The organism is Pseudomonas sp. NFX98, from assembly GCF_047784845.1.
GTDB lineage: Bacteria > Pseudomonadota > Gammaproteobacteria > Pseudomonadales > Pseudomonadaceae > Aquipseudomonas.
Genome location: NZ_JBLNNF010000009.1, coordinates 46269 through 65701, shown reverse-complemented (window position 1 = coordinate 65701; position 19433 = coordinate 46269). Strand labels below are relative to the sequence as shown.

Sequence of the window (19433 nt, the reverse complement as noted above, 5' to 3'; positions counted from 1 at the left end):
GGCGTTTTGTGGTGTGCTGCAAAAAAGATCGCAGCCTGCGGCAGCTCCTACAGGAGGACGTAAAACTCTGTAGGAGCTGCCGCAGGCTGCGATCTTTTGATCTTAACTGTGGCGAACCATATCCACATGCGGAATCCCTGCTTCCAGGAACTCCTCACTGACCATGCTGAAGCCCAGGCGCTCATAAAACGCCTTGGCCTGAACCTGAGCGCTGAGCATTTGTTGCTTCAGCCCGCGCTCTTCGGCTTCACCGATCACTGCTTGCATCAATGCATCGCCGACCTTCAGGCCTCGCCAGTCCTTGAGTACCGACACCCGGCCAACGTGTCCGTCGGGCAGCAGGCGCGCGGTGCCAATCGGAAAGTCGCCTTCGAGCGCGAGGAAATGCACGGCCGATGCGTCATCGGCGTCCCATTCCAGTTCAGGTGGAACGCATTGCTCGGCGACGAACACCGTCTCACGAATGCGCCGGATCTCGGCGTTGTCCTTTTGCCAGTCTGCGACACGTACGTGAATCTTATTCATCGGCGAACCCCAGGCTACCTTGCTTGACCAGTTCGCACAGCAGGCCACGACCGTCTTCGTCGCTCAGCCATTCGCCGAGGTTGTCGACGTGCAGCGCGTCGGCGGCGCAGATCATCTTCAGCAGCTCGCGCAGTTTGCCCGGCAGATAACGGCTCTGGCCGCTGGCGAACAGCAGCAGGTCGTCGTCGACTTCGGACCAGGCCAGGCGCGCGCTCGGGTTGCGGATCAGCACCGCGCCTTGCTCCAGCGCGCTGAGGACGTCGTCTTCTGCGAGGTCTTCCGGGCCGACTACCAGTTCCGGGTAGCGCGGCTCGGTCATGAACTGGCCGAACCAGGTCAGCAGCAAACGCTCGTCGCTCATGTGTTCGGCGAGCAGGTTTTTCAGGCGATCAAGGGCGTCGTGCTGAATCTGGTGCGGATCGGCCGCAGGCAGGGCGTCGGCGTCGGTGTAACGCTCTTCGTCCGGCAGGAACTGGCTGAGGAAGTCGGTGAAGTGGGTCAGCACTTCAGCGGCGCTCGGTGCGCGGAAGCCGACCGAGTAAGTCAGGCAGTCATCGACAGCCACGCCGCAGTGGGCCAGACGCGGCGGCAGGTACAGCATGTCGCCCGGTTCCAGAACCCACTCATCGGTCGCTTCGAAGTCGGCGAGAATGCGCAGGTCGGCGTGTTGCAGCAGCGGGCTTTCGGAGTCGCACATCTGGCCGATCTTCCAGTTGCGCTTGCCATGGCCTTGCAGCAGGAATACGTCGTAGTTGTCGAAGTGCGGACCAACGCTGCCACCCGGGGCGGCGAAGCTGATCATCACGTCGTCGATGCGCCAGCTCGGCAGGAAGCGGAAGTGCTCCAGCAGTTCGCTGACTTCCGGTACGAACTGGTCGACGGCTTGAACCAGCAAGGTCCAGTCACGCTCAGGCAGTTTGCTGAATTCGTCTTCGGCAAACGGGCCGCGACGCAATTCCCAAGGACGCTCGCCGTTCTCGATGATCAGGCGCGATTCGACTTCTTCTTCCAGCGCCAGGCCGGCCAGTTCGTCGGCGTCGATCGGGCTTTCGAAATCAGGAATCGCCTGACGGATCAGCAGCGGTTTTTTCTGCCAGTAGTCGCGCAGGAATTCCCGTGCCGTGATGCCGCCCAGAAGTTGAAGAGGGATGTCAGGATTCATGTGTAACCTATTGAAAAAAAGCACTTTTCATACGGGAATAAAAACGCCCGGCGCTGCCGGGCGTCTTAAAAGGGTCAAGCGGTCGATCAGATGCGTTTGGCTTGCTCTACAGCGTTACCGATGTAGTTGGCCGGGGTGAGCAGTTTCAGCTCGGCCTTGGCGGCGGCGGGCATGTCCAGGCCGTCAATGAAAGTCTGCAGTGCTTCAGGGCTGATGCCCTTGCCGCGGGTCAGTTCTTTCAGTTTTTCGTACGGGTTTTCGATGTTGTAGCGACGCATCACGGTCTGGATCGGCTCGGCCAAAACTTCCCAGCAAGCGTCCAGGTCAGCGGCAATCTTCTGCTCGTTGAGCTCCAGTTTGCTGATGCCTTTCAGGCTGGCTTCGTATGCGATCACGCTGTGGGCGAAGCCGACACCGAGGTTGCGCAGTACGGTGGAGTCAGTCAGGTCGCGCTGCCAGCGGGAGATCGGCAGTTTGCTCGCCAGGTGCTGGAACAGTGCGTTGGCGATGCCCAGGTTGCCTTCGGAGTTTTCGAAGTCGATCGGGTTGACCTTGTGCGGCATGGTCGACGAACCGATTTCGCCGGCGATGGTGCGCTGCTTGAAATAGCCCAGGGAGATGTAGCCCCAGATGTCGCGGTCGAAGTCGATCAGGATCGTGTTGAAGCGGGCGATCGCGTCGAACAGCTCGGCAATGTAGTCGTGCGGTTCGATCTGCGTGGTGTACGGGTTGAAACCCAGACCCAGCTCGTCTTCGATGAAGGCGCGGGCGTTGGCTTCCCAGTCGATCTCAGGGTAGGCCGACAGGTGAGCGTTGTAGTTGCCGACAGCGCCGTTGATCTTGCCCAGCAGCGGAACGGCAGCGACTTGAGCGATCTGGCGCTCCAGACGGTAAACCACGTTGGCCAGTTCTTTGCCCAGGGTGGTCGGCGAGGCCGGTTGACCGTGGGTACGCGACAGCATCGGCACGTCGGCGAAACGGATGGCCAGTTCGCGGATGGCGTTGGCGGTCTGACGCATCAGCGGCAGCATCACGTCATCACGGCCTTCGCGCAGCATCAGGGCGTGGGACAGGTTGTTGATGTCCTCGCTGGTGCAGGCAAAGTGGATGAACTCGCTGACCTTGGCCAGTTCCGGCAGCTTGGCCGCTTGCTCTTTGAGCAGGTATTCGATGGCTTTGACGTCGTGGTTGGTGGTGCGCTCGATCTCTTTGACGCGCTCGGCGTGCTCCAGAGAGAAATTTTCCGCCAGGGTGTTGAGCACAGCGTTGGCTTCGGCGGAGAACGCCGGCACTTCGCTGATGGCAGGGTGAGCGGCCAGGCGCTGGAGCCAGCGCACTTCAACCAGAACGCGGGCACGGATCAGGCCGTACTCGCTGAAAATTGGGCGCAGGGCCTGGGTTTTGCCGGCGTAGCGGCCGTCAACAGGGGAAACCGCAGTGAGCGAAGAAAGCTGCATGGGGTGTTCTCGGACAGTCGGGCAACGAAATGGGGCGCGTATCATACATGAAAAAATCCGCCGGTCCGTCGCCAACTGACCGGCGTATTACGCGTATTGCTAGGTTCGGTGCTGTCGATGCGAGTTATTCGTTACGCATCAACGGGTAAAGCTCTTTCAGCAATTTGCGGCGGCTGACCACCAACTGCCAGCGATGACCGCCCAATTGCCGCCACAGGCGTGCCGAACGAATACCGGCCAGCAACAGGGCGCGGATTTTCGAGGCGTTGCTCGGCTGTTGCAGGTTGCGCATGTCGCCATGCACCTGGATGCGTTGGCGCAGGGTACTCAAGGTGTCCTGATACAGCGCACCGCAGGCGGCGATCACGTTTTCGTGGGCCGGGCCGAAGTGTTCAACCTGGGACTGAATCTGCGGCAGACGCTTGCCGATCACGTCCAGCATGTCGCTACGCTTGGCCAACTGACGCTCAAGGCCGAGCATGGCCAGCGCATAGCGCAGCGGCTCGCGCTGCAGGGCGCTCGGGTCGCGCTCGAGAGCGCCGACCAAGGCGCGATAGCCTTCGCGCAGATTGATGTCGTCGCCACCATAGACTTCCAGAGTGTCCTTGGGGTCGCGGATCAGCAGGCTGCCGAGCATGCAGGTCAGGCCGGCTTCGTTGGTCTGGCCGGTCTTGGCAATCTTGTCCACCAGCACGGCGGCGAGGAATACGCCGCCCAGCGCGGTCAGTTGCTCCTGAGTGGGGGTCATTGCTGCTCGCCTTGAAGAGCGCCTTTGCTGGTCCACGGCTCTGCAACTTCAATGACGCCGCCGCCGAGGCAGATTTCGCCGTCGTAGAACACCACGGACTGACCTGGAGTGACCGCGCGTTGCGGGTCATCGAAGGTTGCGCGGTAGCCGGTGGCGGTCTTCTCCAGCGTGCAAGGCTGGTCGCTCTGGCGATAACGGACCTTGGCGGTCAGCTTGCGCGGCTCAGTCAGGTCGATCGGGTTGACCCAATAGATGTCCGAAGCGAGCAGGGCGCGGGAGAACAGCCACGGGTGGTCGTTGCCCTGGCCGACGATCAGCTCGTTGCGCTCCAGATCCTTGATCAGCACGTACCACGGCTCGTCGCTGGCGTCTTTCAGGCCGCCGATGCCCAGGCCCTGACGCTGGCCGATGGTGTGGTACATCAAGCCGTGGTGACGGCCGATGATCTCGCCTTCGGTGGTCTTGATCTCGCCCGGTTGCGCCGGCAGGTACTGCTTGAGGAAGTCGCTGAAGCGACGTTCGCCGATGAAGCAGATCCCGGTGGAATCCTTTTTCTTCGCGGTCGCCAGTTCGTATTTTTCGGCAATCGCGCGTACTTGCGGTTTTTCCAGCTCGCCGACCGGGAACAGGGTCTTGGCGATCTGTTCACCGCCGACAGCGTGCAGGAAGTAGCTCTGGTCCTTGTTCGGGTCCAGGCCCTTGAGCAGTTCGGTGCGGCCATCGATGTCGCGGCGACGCACGTAGTGACCGGTGGCGATCAGGTCGGCACCGAGCATCATGGCGTAGTCGAGGAACGCCTTGAACTTGATCTCGCGGTTGCACAGGATGTCCGGGTTCGGCGTGCGTCCGGCCTTGTATTCGGCGAGGAAATGCTCGAACACGTTGTCCCAGTACTCGGCAGCGAAGTTGGCGGTGTGCAGCTTGATGCCAATCTTGTCGCACACGGCCTGGGCGTCCGCCAGGTCGTCCATGGCGGTGCAGTATTCCGTTCCATCGTCTTCTTCCCAGTTCTTCATGAACAGGCCTTCCACCTCATAACCCTGCTCGATCAGCAGGAGGGCGGAAACGGAAGAGTCCACGCCGCCGGACATACCGACAATGACGCGCTTCTTTTGTGTGTCAGAAGGGGCTGGATCACGCATAGGGATTCAATGAGTGTCTTGAAAAAGGACGCGATTCTAGCAGGCTGAAGCGCACAAGGCTAAAGAGAAGGACGGATCAATTCGAGGCTGAAGTGATTGCCAGCCAGGTAGTCGTCGATGCAACGGATGATCAACTCGCTGCGCCAGTTGTCGCGCTGCTCGATTAATTCGTCGCGGGTCAACCACTTGGCGCCGACGATGCCGTCGTCCAGTTGATAATTCGGGTGATGTTTCAGCGGTTTGGCGATGAAGCAGATCCGTTGGTAGGTCACGCCGTTGCTCGGGGCGGTGTACAGGTAAATGCCCAGAACGCCGGTGGGTTCGACGTCCCAGCCGGTTTCTTCGAGGGTTTCGCGCACGGCGGCTTCGGTGAGGGTTTCGTTTGGGTCGAGATGACCGGCGGGCTGGTTGAGTACGTTGCGACCGGCCTTGTGTTCTTCGACCATCAGGAAGCGGCCATTGTCTTCGACGATGGTGGCGACGGTGATGTGGGGTTTCCAGTCCATGAAGCTTCCCTCGATTGTTGAGATTGCAATACGCACCCTGTGGGAGCTGGCTTGCCAGCGATTGCGGTGGGTCAGTCAGCATCAGTGGCGAATGATAAGCCGCCATCGCTGGCAAGCCAGCTCCCACAGGGGTTTGTGTTGATCAATAAGTACCACAAACAGAAACCCCGGCACTGGGCCGGGGCTTCTTTACAGCATTACAACCTTACACCAGCGCAGCAATCGCCGCGTTGAGTGTGGCGCTTGGGCGCATGGCCTTGCTGATCAGCTCGGCACTGGCGTGGTAGTAACCGCCGATGTCGACTGGCTTGCCCTGAACGGCGTTGAGCTCGGCAACGATGGTCGCCTCGTTCTCGGTCAGGGTTTTGGCCAGGGTCGCGAACTGCGCTTGCAGGGCAGTGTCTTCGGTCTGGGCAGCCAGGGCTTGAGCCCAGTACAGCGCCAGGTAGAAGTGGCTGCCGCGGTTGTCGATGTTGCCGACTTTGCGCGATGGCGACTTGTTGTTGTCCAGGAACTGGCCGGTGGCCTGGTCCAGGGTCTTGGCCAGAACCAGCGCCTTTGGATTGTTGTAGGTCACGCCCAGGTGTTCCAGGGACGCGGCCAGGGCCAGGAACTCACCCAGCGAATCCCAGCGCAGGAAGTTTTCTTCCAGCAGCTGCTGAACGTGCTTCGGAGCCGAACCGCCGGCGCCGGTTTCGAACAGGCCACCGCCATTCATCAACGGCACGATCGACAGCATCTTGGCGCTGGTGCCCAGTTCCATGATCGGGAACAGGTCGGTCAGGTAGTCACGCAGTACGTTGCCGGTCACCGAGATGGTGTCCTTGCCTTCGCGGGTGCGTTGCAGGGTGAATTTCATTGCATCGACTGGCGCCATGATCTGGATGTCCAGACCGGCAGTGTCGTGATCCTTCAGGTAAGCCTGAACTTTTTCGATCACTACGCCGTCGTGGGCGCGCATCGGGTCCAGCCAAAAAATCGCCGGAGTGCTGCTGGCGCGAGCACGGTTGACGGCCAGTTTGACCCAGTCCTGGATCGGCGCGTCTTTGGTCTGGCACATGCGGAAGATGTCGCCGGCTTCAACCGACTGTTCCAGCAGCAAGGTGCCATTGGTGTCGGTCACGCGGACAACACCGTTGGTCTTGATCTGGAAAGTCTTGTCGTGGGAGCCGTACTCTTCGGCTTTTTTCGCCATCAGGCCAACGTTTGGCACGCTGCCCATGGTGGTTGGATCGAACGCGCCGTTTGCCTTGCAGTCTTCGATCACTGCCTGGTAGATGGTCGCGTAGCAGCGATCCGGGATCACAGCCTTGGTGTCGTGCAGCTGGCCGTCGGTGCCCCACATCTTGCCGGAGTCACGGATCATGGCCGGCATCGAGGCGTCGACGATGACGTCGCTCGGCACGTGCAGGTTGGTGATGCCTTTGTCGGAGTTGACCATCGCCAGCGATGGGCGAGCGGCGTAGACCGCTTGAATATCAGCTTCGATGGCAGCTTGCTGTTCGGCCGGCAGGGCCTTGATGCGAGCGTACAGGTCGCCGATGCCGTTGTTCAGGTTGAAGCCGATCTGTGCCAGCACGTCAGCGTGCTTGGCCAGTGCGTCTTTATAGAACTCGGCAACGATCTGGCCGAACATGATCGGGTCGGAGACCTTCATCATGGTCGCTTTCAGGTGAACCGACAGCAGTACGCCTTGTGCCTTGGCGCTTTCGATTTCAGCGGCAATGAAAGCACGCAGAGCGTTTTTGCTCATGACCGCGCAATCGAGGATCTCGCCAGCCTGAACGCTGGTTTTTTCTTTCAGGACGGTGGTGGTGCCGTCTTGAGCGATCAGTTCGATTTTCACGGCGCCGGCGGCGTCGATCAGGGCGGCTTTTTCGCTGCCGTAGAAGTCACCGTTGCTCATGTGCGCAACGTGGGACTTGGAGTCCGCAGCCCAGGCGCCCATTTTGTGCGGGTGCTTGCGAGCGTAGTTCTTCACCGACAGCGGCGCGCGACGATCGGAGTTGCCTTCACGCAGAACCGGGTTCACGGCGCTGCCCTTGATCTTGTCGTAGCGGGCCTTGGCTTCTTTGTCGGCGTCGCTGGTCACGGTTTCCGGGTAGTCCGGCAGCGCGTAGCCCTGGGCTTGCAGTTCTTTGATCGCGGCTTGCAGTTGCGGAACCGAGGCGCTGATGTTCGGCAGTTTGATGATGTTGGCTTCAGGCGTAACGGCCAGGTCGCCCAGTTCGGCGAGGTGGTCGGCTACGGCTTTGTCGCCCAGTTGCTCGGGGAAGCTGGCCAGGATGCGCCCTGCAAGAGAGATATCGCGGGTTTCAACGGCGATATCAGCCGAGGCGGTGAACGCCTCTACGATAGGCAACAGTGAATAGGTGGCGAGGGCTGGAGCTTCGTCGGTGAAGGTATAGATGATCTTCGAGCGGGTGGGCATATTCGGATTAACTCTCTCTTCTTTGCTAAAGCGTGCGCAGAAACTCGAGGGGCGCCGGGTAAGCGCGTTCGTTCAAAGTCATCCATGAGCCGAATATCGAGATTTCGTTGCTGTGATGTTGGGTGCATCAGTAGGGCGTCAAGCAGCCGGTCTGCGGTAACAGGCCGGCCTGTCGGGCTGAAAGTCTCATCGTAGAGCCTTCCAGTCGTCGTGACCCTTTGGTCAGCGGCGGCATTATACATAGGTAGCTGGCAATCTGCCGATGGTTCATACGCAACGATTCTCGTCCATTGGTCTAAAGGTCGCAGGGGCGAGTGCGGCGTGGTGTCATTCGTCGTGCTTGATTTTGGCGCTTTTCCCTTTGCTTTCAGGCTTGTAGCGCGCCAGTTGTATGGCTTTGCGGCATATGGATAGAACATAGGGTTTGCGCGCCGATTCAACTGGGTTACGCTCGAACCAAGCCAGATGTTCAATCCAATCAATGGAGTTCAGCATGGGTTACAAGAAGATTCAGGTTCCAGCCGTCGGCGACAAAATCACCGTCAATGCAGACCATTCTCTCAATGTTCCTAATAACCCGATCATTCCCTTCATCGAAGGCGACGGCATTGGTGTCGACATCAGTCCGGTCATGATCAAGGTTGTCGATGCTGCTGTGAAAAAGGCTTACGGCGGCGAGCGCAAGATTTCCTGGATGGAAGTGTACGCCGGGGAAAAAGCGACTCAGGTTTACGATCAGGACACCTGGCTGCCTCAGGAAACCCTGGACGCGGTCAAGGATTACGTGGTTTCCATCAAGGGCCCGTTGACCACGCCGGTCGGCGGCGGTATCCGTTCCCTCAACGTGGCGCTGCGCCAGCAACTCGACCTGTATGTCTGCCTGCGTCCGGTACGCTGGTTCGAAGGCGTGCCTAGCCCGGTCAAGAAGCCAGGCGACGTCGACATGACGATCTTCCGAGAGAACTCCGAAGACATCTACGCCGGTATCGAATGGAAGGCCGGTACGCCGGAAGCCACCAAGGTCATCAAATTCCTTAAAGAAGAAATGGGCGTCACCAAGATCCGTTTCGACGAAAACTGCGGTATCGGCGTCAAGCCGGTTTCCCTGCAAGGCACCAAGCGTCTGGCGCGCAAGGCCCTGCAATATGTGGTCGACAACGATCGCGATTCGCTGACCATCGTGCACAAAGGCAACATCATGAAGTTCACCGAAGGTGCCTTCAAGGAATGGGCCTACGAAGTGGCGGCTGAAGAGTTCGGCGCGACCCTGCTCGACGGTGGTCCGTGGATGCAGTTCAAGAACCCGAAAACCGGCAAGAACGTTGTCGTCAAGGATGCCATCGCCGACGCCATGCTCCAGCAGATCCTGCTGCGCCCGGCCGAATACGATGTGATCGCAACCCTGAACCTGAACGGCGACTACCTCTCCGACGCCCTGGCGGCGGAAGTGGGCGGTATCGGTATTGCGCCAGGTGCCAACCTGTCCGACACCGTCGCCATGTTCGAAGCCACCCACGGTACGGCACCGAAGTACGCCGGCAAGGACCAGGTGAATCCGGGTTCGCTGATCCTGTCCGCTGAAATGATGCTGCGCCACATGGGCTGGACCGAAGCGGCCGACCTGATCATCAAGGGCACCAACGGCGCGATTTCCGCGAAGACCGTGACCTATGACTTCGAGCGTTTGATGGACGGCGCCAAGCTGGTTTCGTCTTCAGGCTTCGGCGATGCGCTGATCTCGCACATGTAAGCGAACGGCAGGCATGACAAAAACCGCCCGATTCAAGCGATTGAATCGGGCGGTTTTTTTATGACTGGATGACGGAGCGGTGTTAAACCTTCTCGGTCTGTTGCGTGGCGACTGTCGCGGCCTTCGCGATATCAACAGGAGCACCGATTTTGACGGCATGCAGGCCCTTGGGTCCCTGGATGATCTCGAAGACGACAGCCTGGCCGGCTTTCAGGGTTTTATAGCCATCCATCTCAATGGCCGAGTAATGGGCGAAGAGATCTTCGCTTTTGCCATCCTCATTGATAAAACCGTAACCCTTGGCGTTGTTGAACCATTTCACCTTGCCGCTGACCTTGACGCCTGACATACCCATATCCCTCTGCAACAGACTCCATCACTGGAGTATCATCCAGTTCATCCGCAGTCACTTCTTCGAAAAAAGTTGACTCCGCGGACCTTTTTTACCCACTGTGGGCTCTATTGGTTGTAACACCGTTTTGCCGATAGTCAAGGTGACAGGCAGTCGGAGTTGAAATCCTCCAGGACCGCCCCCACCACTGTATTTGCACAACTGACGAACCTTTCTTTCCATGCATGCAATCAGCCAGATTCGACTAACATTCAATCAGGATCGCCCGACTCTCCAGAAAGATCGCCCGGAGGAACACGACGACGATTCCGCAGGCATTGCTGTCCAGGAGGCCAAGCCTGCTTTACAGGCGCCGCCGATGTACAAGGTGGTTTTGTTTAATGATGACTACACACCGATGGATTTCGTCGTCGAAGTGCTCGAGGTGTTTTTTAACCTGAATCGCGAGCTGGCGACCAAGGTCATGCTGGCCGTCCATACAGAAGGACGGGCAGTATGTGGAGTGTTTACCCGCGACATCGCCGAGACCAAGGCCATGCAGGTCAACCAGTACGCCAGGGAAAGCCAGCATCCGCTACTCTGTGAAATCGAGAAGGACGGTTAATCGCCGGACACTTGGGTATGAGGTGAAGCTATGTTAAACCGCGAGCTCGAAGTCACCCTCAATCTTGCCTTCAAGGAGGCTCGTTCGAAGCGTCATGAATTCATGACCGTCGAACACCTTCTGCTGGCCCTATTGGACAATGAGGCTGCCGCCACCGTTTTGCGTGCGTGCGGTGCAAACCTCGACAAACTCAAGCATGACCTGCAGGAGTTCATCGACTCCACCACGCCATTGATCCCCGTTCATGACGAGGATCGCGAAACCCAGCCAACCCTGGGCTTCCAGCGTGTACTGCAACGTGCTGTGTTTCACGTACAGAGCTCGGGCAAACGCGAAGTGACTGGCGCCAATGTGCTGGTCGCGATCTTCAGTGAGCAAGAGAGTCAGGCAGTGTTCCTGCTGAAACAGCAGAGCGTTGCGCGCATCGATGTCGTCAACTACATCGCCCACGGCATCTCCAAGGTGCCAGGGCACGGCGATCACTCTGAAGGTGAGCAAGATATGCAGGATGACGAGGGCGGTGAGTCTTCTTCTTCAGGCAATCCGCTGGATGCTTATGCCAGCAACCTTAACGAACTCGCGCGCCAGGGGCGTATCGATCCGTTGGTAGGACGTGAGCTGGAAGTCGAGCGCGTCGCCCAGATCCTGGCGCGTCGTCGCAAAAACAATCCGTTGCTGGTGGGCGAGGCGGGCGTGGGTAAAACCGCGATTGCCGAAGGCCTGGCCAAGCGTATTGTCGACAACCAGGTGCCGGACCTGCTGGCCAACAGCGTGGTGTATTCCCTCGATCTGGGAGCCTTGCTGGCCGGGACCAAATATCGTGGCGATTTCGAGAAACGCTTCAAGGCGTTGCTCAATGAGCTGAAAAAACGTCCGCAGGCGATCCTGTTCATCGACGAAATCCACACCATCATCGGTGCGGGTGCTGCGTCCGGTGGCGTCATGGATGCCTCGAACCTGCTCAAGCCACTGTTGTCGTCCGGTGATATCCGTTGCATCGGCTCGACTACCTTCCAGGAGTTCCGCGGGATCTTCGAGAAGGATCGTGCCTTGGCACGACGCTTCCAGAAGGTCGATGTGTCGGAGCCTTCGGTGGAAGACACCATCGGTATTCTGCGCGGCCTGAAGGGGCGTTTCGAGAGCCATCACAATATCGAATACAGTGATGAAGCCCTGCGCGCGGCTGCCGAACTGGCTTCGCGTTACATCAATGACCGTCACATGCCGGACAAGGCCATCGACGTCATCGACGAAGCGGGTGCCTACCAGCGCCTGCAACCGGTCGAGAAGCGTGTGAAGCGCATCGAAGTGCCGCAAGTCGAGGACATCGTCGCGAAAATCGCGCGGATTCCGCCAAAGCACGTCACCAGTTCCGACAAAGAACTGTTGCGTAACCTTGAGCGTGATTTGAAGCTGACGGTGTTTGGTCAGGATGCCGCGATCGACTCGTTGGCGACTGCGATCAAACTGTCCCGTGCCGGCCTCAAGTCGCCTGACAAACCTGTCGGTTCGTTCCTGTTCGCCGGGCCTACCGGCGTTGGTAAAACCGAAGCGGCGCGTCAGTTGGCCAAGGCGTTGGGCGTCGAGCTGATTCGCTTCGACATGTCCGAATACATGGAGCGTCACACCGTATCGCGTCTGATCGGTGCACCTCCGGGCTATGTCGGGTTCGATCAGGGCGGTCTGCTGACAGAAGCCATCACCAAACAGCCACACTGCGTGCTGTTGCTCGATGAAATCGAGAAGGCGCATCCGGAAGTCTTCAACCTGCTGTTGCAGGTCATGGACCACGGTACGCTGACCGACAACAACGGGCGCAAGGCGGACTTCCGTAACGTGATCGTCATCATGACGACCAACGCCGGTGCCGAAACCGCAGCACGTGCTTCGATCGGTTTCACCCATCAGGACCACTCGTCCGATGCGATGGAAGTGATCAAGAAGAGCTTCACGCCGGAGTTCCGCAACCGCCTGGACACCATTATCCAGTTTGGTCGCCTCAGCCATGAGGTCATCAAAAGCGTGGTGGACAAGTTCCTTACCGAGCTTCAGGCGCAGCTGGAAGACAAGCGTGTGTTGCTGGAAGTCACCGATGCGGCTCGCAGCTGGCTGGCGGCCGGTGGTTACGACTCGGCAATGGGTGCTCGACCTATGGCTCGGCTGATTCAGGACAAGATCAAGCGTCCATTGGCGGAGGAGATTCTCTTTGGCGAACTGGCCGAACATGGTGGTGTGGTACACATCGACATCAAGGACGGCGAGCTGACCTTCGAGTTCGAGACCACGGCTGAAATGGCCTGACGTTAAACCGCAATAAAGCAAGAAGGCGCCGAATGGCGCCTTTTTGCTGTCTGTCATATTCACCGGTGCCCTGTAGGAGCTGCCGAAGGCTGCGATCTTTTGACTTTGTTTTTTAGATCAAAAGATCGCAGCCTTCGGCAGCTCCTACAAGGGCAGTGCGCGGCAGCTAAATCGCAGGCAAACAAAAACGCCCGGCAATTATGCCGGGCGTTTTGTATTGACCTGATTAGCGAGCGCGGTAAGTGATGCGCCCTTTGCTCAGGTCATAGGGCGTCAGCTCGACGCGCACTTTGTCACCGGTAAGAATACGGATGTAGTTCTTGCGCATCTTGCCGGAAATATGCGCGGTTACGACGTGCCCATTTTCCAACTCCACGCGAAACATGGTGTTGGGCAGGGTGTCGACGACAGTGCCTTCCATTTCGAAGCTGTCTTCTTTCGACATGCAGTAAAGCCCTCGGTGTCCAGTGAATGGCCCGGTGCAACTGCGCCAGGCAAAAGCGGCGTGCATTGTGCCCGAAAAGTGGGGGTCAAGCCAAGGGGTTTAAGGGTGTGCTCTAGTTCAGAACGACCCAGCGCTGGTTAACCAGCAGCTCGATGGGGCGATATTGGGTCTTGTAACTCATTTTTTTGCAGTTTTTGATCCAGTAGCCCAGGTACACCGCGTCCAGCCCCAAGCGCCGGGCCTCGGCGATTTGCCAGAGGATGGCGTAACGCCCCAGGCTGCGGCGTTCTTCGGCGGGCTCGTAGAAGGTGTAGACCGCCGACAGACCGTTGGGCAGCAGGTCGGTGGCGGCGATCGCCAGCAACCGTCCGTCGAGACGGAATTCGTAGAATCGTGAAAACGGCAGGTCACGGACCAGGAAGGTCGAAAACTGATCGCGGCTGGGTGGGTACATGTCGCCGTCGGCGTGCCGCTCTTCGATGTAGCGCTGATAAAGGTCGAAATACTCTTCGCTGAAACCAGGCTTGGCCGGGCGTACCTGCAAGTCGGCGTTACGCTTGAAAATACGCTTCTGCTGACGGTTGGGCGTGAATTGGGCTACAGGAATGCGCGCCGGTACGCACGCATTGCAGTTCTGGCAATGGGGGCGATACAAGTGGTCGCCACTGCGACGAAAACCCATTTCCGACAAGTCTGCATAGACATGCACATCCATGGGCTGGCTAGGGTCGAGGAACAGGGTCGTGGCCTGCTCCTCAGGCAGATAGCTGCAAGAGTGGGGCTGAGTGGCATAGAACTTCAAACGCGCCAACTCGGTCATGATCAACCCTCGGGATAATGCTTTCGATTAAGTGTAAGCCACGCGCGCAAAAGTCGCTCAGCAAACCCAGGTTGCTCGGCTGGGTTGATCCAGATATTGCGACAGATAACCCGCAAACGCGCTGCGCGGGATCGCCCGGGCGCCCAGGCTGTGCAGATGGTCGGTGGGCATCTGGCAGTCGATCAGGACAAAACCTGAGTCTTTCAGATGTCGCACCAGGGTGGCAAAGCCATATTTGGAGGCGTTGTCGGCGCGGCTGAACATGGACTCGCCGAAAAACAGCCGCCCCATCGCCAGGCCATACAACCCGCCGACGAGCGTGCCCTGATCCCAGACTTCCACCGAATGCGCGTAACCGCGCTTGTGCAGTTGCAGGTAGGCGTTCTGCATGGCCTCGGTGATCCAGGTGCCGTCGGCGTATTCCCGTGGCGCGGCGCAGGCGCTGATGACCGCGGAAAAATCCTGATCGAAAGTCACTTGATAGCGTTGCTGGCGCAACAATTTGCCCAGGCTGCGGGACACATGCAATTCGTCGGGAAACAGTACGGTGCGCGGGTCCGGCGACCACCAGAGAATCGGCTGGCCTTCCGAGAACCATGGAAAGCAACCGTGGCGGTAGGCCTGAATCAACCGATCGGCAGACAGGTCGCCACCGGCGGCCAACAGGCCGTTGGGGTCGCGCATGGCTTTTTCCAGCGGCGGGAAAGTCAGGGAGTTGCGTTGTAACCAAGTCAGCATGGCGTCCGGGCTTGCAGAAGGGGAGGGCGGTGGCGAGCGTGAGGCTCGCCACCCAGTGTGCCGTTAAACGACGGGAATGTCGTCGAGGTATTTTTCCGCATCGAGGGCTGCCATGCAGCCGGCCCCGGCGGAGGTGACCGCCTGGCGATAGACGTGATCGGCCACGTCGCCGGCCGCAAACACACCTTCGATGGCGGTTGCGGTGGCGTCACCTTCGCTGCCGCCCTTGACCAGCAGGTAACCGTCGCGCATTTCCAATTGGCCGACGAACAGATCGGTGTTGGGTTTATGGCCGATGGCGATGAACACGCCGGAAACCGCCAATTCCTTGGTTTCGCCGGTATGGCTGTCGCGCAGGCGGGCGCCGGTCACGCCGCTGGCGTCACCCAACACTTCATCCAGATTCTGGTTCCAGTGCAGGCGGATGTTGCCATTGGCGGCTTTCTCGAACAGTTTGTCCTGGAGGATTTTCTCCGAGCGCAGCTTGTCGCGCCAGTGAATCAGGTGCACTTCGCTGGCGATGTTCGACAGGTACAGGGCTTCTTCAACCGCCGTGTTGCCGCCGCCGACTACGGCAACCACCTGCTTGCGATAGAAGAATCCATCGCAGGTCGCGCAGGCCGAAACCCCTTTGCCGGCAAATGTCTCTTCCGATGGCAGGCCCAGGTATTGCGCGGAAGCGCCGGTGGCGATAATCAGTGCGTCGCACGTATAAGTGCCGCTGTCGCCGGTCAACTCGAACGGGCGCTGTTGCAACTTGGCTGTATGGATGTGGTCGTAGACGATCTGTGTGTCAAAGCGCTCGGCGTGTTTTTGCATGCGTTCCATCAGGACCGGGCCGGTGAGACCTTCGACATCGCCTGGCCAGTTATCGACTTCGACGGTGGTGGTGAGCTGGCCACCTGCCTGTATGCCGGTAATGACAACGGGTTTGAGGTTGGCGCGGGCGGCATACACGGCTGCGCTGTAACCGGCGGGGCCGGAACCCAGAATGATCAGGCGGTGATGTTGCACTGCGCTCATAAAAACACCTCATAAGCCTTTGTCACAAAAGAGAATGCATGCTCAAATTGAGTCGCATGCAATGGGCTTTTGGCTATGCTGCATACAAGTGTTGCCAGCATGGCATTGGATGAGCAAACCCGTACAATGCCTGGCTGAAACAGTGCTTGTAACAAAATAAGCAATGCGCTTCGTGTTTATAAAAACCGGGGCGCAGTGTTAAAAGTAGTCCCAGTTACGCCTGTTAACTTTTTTACCTGCCTGGATTGGGCAGTTTTTTGCCGTTTTTTTAAAGACATTCATCAGATGGACGCGCCTTGGGCGCAGGAAAAGTAGCGTTTTGAAGAAATCCACCGAAGCACCCAAAACAGTCGTTCCGCTCTGGCGCCAGCATTTGCACTACCGCCTCAAGGAAGGTGCATTGATCGCCATCGGTGCGTTGTGCCTGTTTCTGATGATGGCCTTGCTGACCTATGGCAAGGACGATCCGGGCTGGAGCCACAACAGCAAGATCGACGACGTGCAGAACTTCGGCGGTCCGGCGGGCTCCTACAGCGCCGATATCCTGTTCATGGTGTTGGGTTACTTCGCCTATATCTTCCCGTTGTTGCTGGCGATCAAGGCTTACCAGATCTTCCGTCAGCGCCACGAGCCGTGGCAGTGGAGCGGCTGGCTGTTTTCCTGGCGTTTGATCGGCCTGGTGTTCCTGGTGCTGTCCGGTGCTGCGCTGGCGCATATCCATTTCCATGCCGCGACCGGTCTGCCGGCCGGCGCCGGTGGCGCGCTGGGCGAAAGCCTTGGCGACCTGGCGAAGAACGCGCTGAACATTCAGGGCAGCACGCTGCTGTTCATCGCCCTGTTCCTGTTCGGCCTGACCGTATTCACCGACCTGTCGTGGTTCAAGGTGATGGACGTCACCGGCAAGATCACCCTCGACCTGTTCGAACTGTTCCAGGGTGCCGCCAATCGCTGGTGGGCGGCCCGTACCGAGCGCAAGCAACTGGTCGCGCAATTGCGTGAAGTCGACGACCGTGTTCACGACGTGGTCGCGCCGACCGTCAGCGACAAACGCGAACAGGCCAAGGTCAAGGAACGTCTGATCGAACGTGAGCAGGCCCTGAGCAAGCACATGTCCGAGCGCGAGAAGCAGGTGCCGCCTGTTATTGCGCCGGCGCCGGCCAAGCCCGCCGCGCCGAGCAAGCGTGTCGAAAAAGAGAAGCAGGCCCCGCTGTTCGTCGACAGCGCCGTGGAAGGCACCTTGCCGCCGATTTCGATTCTCGACCCGGCAGAAAAGAAACAACTCAATTATTCGCCGGAATCCCTGGCTGCGGTTGGCCACTTGCTGGAAATCAAGCTCAAGGAATTCGGCGTCGAAGTCGCCGTGGATTCGATTCATCCGGGCCCGGTGATTACCCGTTACGAAATCCAGCCTGCCGCCGGCGTAAAAGTCAGCCGCATCTCCAACCTGGCCAAAGACCTGGCGCGTTCGCTGGCCGTGACCAGTGTGCGTGTCGTGGAAGTGATTCCGGGCAAGACCACGGTCGGTATCGAAATTCCTAACGAAGACCGGCAGATCGTGCGCTTCTCCGAGGTGCTGTCGACCCCTGAGTACGACAACTTCAAATCACCGGTCACCCTGGCCCTGGGTCACGACATCGGCGGCAAGCCGGTCATCACCGATCTGGCGAAGATGCCGCACTTGCTGGTGGCCGGTACCACCGGTTCCGGTAAGTCGGTGGGTGTGAACGCGATGATCCTGTCGATCCTGTTCAAGTCCGGGCCGGAAGACGCCAAGCTGATCATGATCGACCCGAAAATGCTCGAATTATCGATCTACGAAGGCATTCCGCACCTGCTGTGCCCGGTGGTTACCGACATGAAGGACGCGGCCAACGCCTTGCGTTGGAGCGTTGCCGAGATGGAACGCCGCTACAAGCTGATGGCGAAGATGGGCGTGCGAAACCTGTCGGGCTTCAACGCCAAGGTCAAGGAAGCCCAGGACGCCGGCGAGCCGTTGAGCGATCCGCTGTACAAGCGCGAGAGCATCCACGACGAAGCACCGTTATTGCAGAAACTGCCGACCATCGTCGTGGTGGTCGACGAATTCGCCGACATGATGATGATCGTCGGCAAAAAGGTTGAAGAGTTGATTGCGCGTATCGCCCAGAAGGCCCGTGCTGCCGGTATTCACTTGATCCTCGCGACCCAGCGTCCGTCGGTTGATGTGATCACCGGTCTGATCAAGGCCAACATCCCGACCCGCATGGCGTTCCAGGTATCGAGCAAGATCGACTCGCGGACCATCATCGACCAGGGTGGCGCCGAACAACTGCTGGGTCACGGTGACATGCTCTATATGCCGCCGGGCACTAGTCTGCCGATTCGTGTGCATGGCGCCTTCGTGTCCGACGATGAGGTTCACCGTGTGGTCGAGGCCTGGAAACTGCGCGGCGCGCCGGAGTACAACGACGACATCCTCAACGGTGTCGAAGAGGCCGGCAGTGGCTTTGAAGGCAGCAGCGGTGGTGGCGACGGCGATGATCCCGAGGCTGACGCGCTGTACGATGAGGCAGTGCAGTTCGTTCTGGAAAGTCGCCGTGCCTCCATTTCCGCTGTCCAGCGCAAGCTGAAAATCGGCTACAACCGCGCCGCGCGCATGATCGAAGCCATGGAAATGGCCGGCGTCGTGACGTCCATGAATACCAACGGTTCGCGTGAAGTGCTGGCCCCAACGCCGGTGCGCGACTGACCTGATATGAAAAAGGGCGGCGTCCTGAGGCGCCACCCGCACTCCCACGAATGTAATGAGGACTCCCATGCGTCTGATCCGCATGCTGTTGCTGCCGGTACTGGCTTTGACCACGCTCTCGGCCCACGCCGATGACAAGGACGTGGCGCGTCTGACCCAACTGCTGGAAAAATCCCAGACCCTGAGCGCACGTTTCTCGCAACTGACCCTCGATGGCACTGGCACTCAGTTGCAGGAAACTGCCGGCGAGATGTCGTTGCAGCGGCCGGGCCTGTTCTACTGGCACACCAATGCTCCTGCCGAGCAGACCATGGTTTCCGACGGCAAGAAAGTCACCCTGTGGGACCCGGACCTTGAGCAGGCCACCATCAAGAACCTCGACCAGCGCCTGACCCAGACGCCGGCGTTGCTGTTGTCCGGTGACGTGTCCAAGATCAGCGAGAGCTTCGACATCAGCGCCAAGGAAGCCGGTGGCGTGATTGACTTCACCTTGAAGCCGAAGACCAAGGACACCTTGTTCGACAGCCTGCGCCTGTCGTTCCGCAACGGTCTGGTCAATGATATGCAACTGATCGACAGCGTCGGCCAGCGCACCAATATTTTGTTCACCGGGGTGAAGGCCAACGAGCCGATCCCGGCATCCAAGTTCAAGTTCGATATCCCCAAGGGCGCGGACGTGATTCAGGAATAAAACGCAGAAC

At 59.0% G+C, this 19433-nt stretch carries 18 protein-coding genes; 5 read left to right on the top strand and 13 right to left on the bottom strand.

Going from position 1 to position 19433, the window contains the following annotated elements; translation table 11 throughout:
- Positions 1-102 precede the first annotated feature (102 nt).
- The 8 genes from ACM110_RS13805 to ACM110_RS13770 all read right to left on the bottom strand — a co-directional run bounded on the left by ACM110_RS13805 (position 103) and on the right by ACM110_RS13770 (position 8466).
- The gene (locus ACM110_RS13805; RefSeq protein ID WP_416128190.1) at positions 103-525 is read right to left on the bottom strand and encodes a GNAT family N-acetyltransferase; all 423 of its coding nucleotides are present in this window, start codon (positions 523-525) and stop codon (positions 103-105) included.
- Entirely contained in the window at positions 518-1687 is a 1170-nt protein-coding gene (locus ACM110_RS13800) for a JmjC domain-containing protein (RefSeq protein WP_416128189.1), read from the bottom strand. Before ACM110_RS13800 ends, ACM110_RS13805 begins: the two co-directional genes overlap by 8 nt.
- Before the next feature lie 86 nt (positions 1688-1773).
- Positions 1774-3144: an adenylosuccinate lyase gene (purB, locus tag ACM110_RS13795; RefSeq protein ID WP_007972090.1), complete on the bottom strand. Its 1371-nt coding sequence runs from the start codon at positions 3142-3144 to the stop codon at positions 1774-1776.
- A 124-nt stretch (positions 3145-3268) separates the two neighbouring features.
- The gene (gene hflD, locus ACM110_RS13790; protein WP_338581877.1) at positions 3269-3892 is read right to left on the bottom strand and encodes a high frequency lysogenization protein HflD; all 624 of its coding nucleotides are present in this window, start codon (positions 3890-3892) and stop codon (positions 3269-3271) included.
- Positions 3889-5034, bottom strand: a complete 1146-nt coding sequence (gene mnmA, locus ACM110_RS13785; protein ID WP_416128188.1) for a tRNA 2-thiouridine(34) synthase MnmA — start codon at positions 5032-5034, stop codon at positions 3889-3891. The genes hflD and mnmA overlap by 4 nt, the downstream gene beginning before the upstream one ends.
- A 59-nt stretch (positions 5035-5093) precedes the next feature.
- Complete coding sequence (locus ACM110_RS13780; protein ID WP_416128187.1) at positions 5094-5540, bottom strand: NUDIX hydrolase; 447 nt, start codon at positions 5538-5540, stop codon at positions 5094-5096.
- Between the two features lie 205 nt (positions 5541-5745).
- A complete protein-coding gene (locus ACM110_RS13775) occupies positions 5746-7971 on the bottom strand; it encodes an NADP-dependent isocitrate dehydrogenase (RefSeq protein ID WP_416128186.1) in 2226 nt (741 codons plus the stop codon).
- Positions 7972-8298: 327 nt separating this feature from the next.
- Complete coding sequence (locus ACM110_RS13770; RefSeq protein WP_416128185.1) at positions 8299-8466, bottom strand: hypothetical protein; 168 nt, start codon at positions 8464-8466, stop codon at positions 8299-8301.
- Between ACM110_RS13770 and icd the strand changes: the two genes are divergently transcribed.
- Complete coding sequence (gene icd / locus ACM110_RS13765) at positions 8465-9721, top strand: NADP-dependent isocitrate dehydrogenase (protein WP_008015544.1); 1257 nt, start codon at positions 8465-8467, stop codon at positions 9719-9721. The genes ACM110_RS13770 and icd overlap by 2 nt on opposite strands.
- Positions 9722-9803: 82 nt before the next feature.
- Here icd and cspD read toward each other — a convergent pair whose 3' ends face one another.
- Positions 9804-10070 carry a cold shock domain-containing protein CspD gene (cspD, locus tag ACM110_RS13760; protein ID WP_416128184.1) on the bottom strand — a complete coding sequence of 89 codons (267 nt, stop codon included), beginning with the start codon at positions 10068-10070 and terminating at the stop codon, positions 9804-9806.
- A 223-nt stretch (positions 10071-10293) separates the two neighbouring features.
- On the opposite strand from cspD, the gene clpS reads away from it, so the two are divergent.
- Both clpS and clpA read left to right on the top strand, forming a co-directional pair.
- Positions 10294-10677, top strand: coding sequence for an ATP-dependent Clp protease adapter ClpS (clpS, locus tag ACM110_RS13755; RefSeq protein WP_020799529.1), 384 nt, complete (start codon positions 10294-10296; stop codon positions 10675-10677).
- A gap of 30 nt (positions 10678-10707) precedes the next feature.
- Positions 10708-12978 carry an ATP-dependent Clp protease ATP-binding subunit ClpA gene (gene clpA / locus ACM110_RS13750; protein ID WP_338581871.1) on the top strand — a complete coding sequence of 757 codons (2271 nt, stop codon included), beginning with the start codon at positions 10708-10710 and terminating at the stop codon, positions 12976-12978.
- Positions 12979-13204: 226 nt separating this feature from the next.
- Here the strand turns inward: clpA and infA are convergent, their stop codons facing one another.
- The 4 genes from infA to trxB form a co-directional block, all read right to left on the bottom strand.
- On the bottom strand, positions 13205-13423 hold the full coding sequence (infA, locus tag ACM110_RS13745; protein ID WP_002553999.1) for a translation initiation factor IF-1: 219 nt from the start codon (positions 13421-13423) through the stop codon (positions 13205-13207).
- A gap of 112 nt (positions 13424-13535) precedes the next feature.
- Positions 13536-14243, bottom strand: coding sequence for an arginyltransferase (locus ACM110_RS13740; RefSeq protein ID WP_416128183.1), 708 nt, complete (start codon positions 14241-14243; stop codon positions 13536-13538).
- A 57-nt stretch (positions 14244-14300) separates the two neighbouring features.
- Entirely contained in the window at positions 14301-14981 is a 681-nt protein-coding gene (aat, locus tag ACM110_RS13735; protein WP_416128182.1) for a leucyl/phenylalanyl-tRNA--protein transferase, read from the bottom strand.
- Between the two features lie 63 nt (positions 14982-15044).
- Positions 15045-16004: a thioredoxin-disulfide reductase gene (gene trxB, locus ACM110_RS13730; protein ID WP_416128181.1), complete on the bottom strand. Its 960-nt coding sequence runs from the start codon at positions 16002-16004 to the stop codon at positions 15045-15047.
- Positions 16005-16323: 319 nt separating this feature from the next.
- On the opposite strand from trxB, the gene ACM110_RS13725 reads away from it, so the two are divergent.
- Positions 16324-18732: a DNA translocase FtsK gene (locus tag ACM110_RS13725; RefSeq protein ID WP_416128180.1), complete on the top strand. Its 2409-nt coding sequence runs from the start codon at positions 16324-16326 to the stop codon at positions 18730-18732.
- A 67-nt stretch (positions 18733-18799) separates the two neighbouring features.
- Positions 18800-19423, top strand: coding sequence for an outer membrane lipoprotein chaperone LolA (gene lolA, locus ACM110_RS13720; RefSeq protein ID WP_338581865.1), 624 nt, complete (start codon positions 18800-18802; stop codon positions 19421-19423).
- Positions 19424-19433 lie beyond the last annotated feature (10 nt).

What these genes read in the sequence shown, in the direction of transcription:
- mnmA (WP_416128188.1), bottom strand. Translation starts at nt 5,034, where the DNA reads ATGCGTGATCCAGCCCCTTCTGACACACAAAAGAAGCGCGTCATTGTC.
- ACM110_RS13805 (WP_416128190.1), bottom strand. Translation starts at nt 525, where the DNA reads ATGAATAAGATTCACGTACGTGTCGCAGACTGGCAAAAGGACAACGCC.
- clpS (WP_020799529.1), top strand. Translation starts at nt 10,294, where the DNA reads ATGCATGCAATCAGCCAGATTCGACTAACATTCAATCAGGATCGCCCG.
- ACM110_RS13775 (WP_416128186.1), bottom strand. Translation starts at nt 7,971, where the DNA reads ATGCCCACCCGCTCGAAGATCATCTATACCTTCACCGACGAAGCTCCA.
- cspD (WP_416128184.1), bottom strand. Translation starts at nt 10,070, where the DNA reads ATGTCAGGCGTCAAGGTCAGCGGCAAGGTGAAATGGTTCAACAACGCC.
- trxB (WP_416128181.1), bottom strand. Translation starts at nt 16,004, where the DNA reads ATGAGCGCAGTGCAACATCACCGCCTGATCATTCTGGGTTCCGGCCCC.
- ACM110_RS13770 (WP_416128185.1), bottom strand. Translation starts at nt 8,466, where the DNA reads ATGCTGAACTCCATTGATTGGATTGAACATCTGGCTTGGTTCGAGCGT.
- lolA (WP_338581865.1), top strand. Translation starts at nt 18,800, where the DNA reads ATGCGTCTGATCCGCATGCTGTTGCTGCCGGTACTGGCTTTGACCACG.
- ACM110_RS13740 (WP_416128183.1), bottom strand. Translation starts at nt 14,243, where the DNA reads ATGACCGAGTTGGCGCGTTTGAAGTTCTATGCCACTCAGCCCCACTCT.
- hflD (WP_338581877.1), bottom strand. Translation starts at nt 3,892, where the DNA reads ATGACCCCCACTCAGGAGCAACTGACCGCGCTGGGCGGCGTATTCCTC.
- infA (WP_002553999.1), bottom strand. Translation starts at nt 13,423, where the DNA reads ATGTCGAAAGAAGACAGCTTCGAAATGGAAGGCACTGTCGTCGACACC.
- ACM110_RS13780 (WP_416128187.1), bottom strand. Translation starts at nt 5,540, where the DNA reads ATGGACTGGAAACCCCACATCACCGTCGCCACCATCGTCGAAGACAAT.
- aat (WP_416128182.1), bottom strand. Translation starts at nt 14,981, where the DNA reads ATGCTGACTTGGTTACAACGCAACTCCCTGACTTTCCCGCCGCTGGAA.
- clpA (WP_338581871.1), top strand. Translation starts at nt 10,708, where the DNA reads ATGTTAAACCGCGAGCTCGAAGTCACCCTCAATCTTGCCTTCAAGGAG.
- icd (WP_008015544.1), top strand. Translation starts at nt 8,465, where the DNA reads ATGGGTTACAAGAAGATTCAGGTTCCAGCCGTCGGCGACAAAATCACC.
- ACM110_RS13800 (WP_416128189.1), bottom strand. Translation starts at nt 1,687, where the DNA reads ATGAATCCTGACATCCCTCTTCAACTTCTGGGCGGCATCACGGCACGG.
- purB (WP_007972090.1), bottom strand. Translation starts at nt 3,144, where the DNA reads ATGCAGCTTTCTTCGCTCACTGCGGTTTCCCCTGTTGACGGCCGCTAC.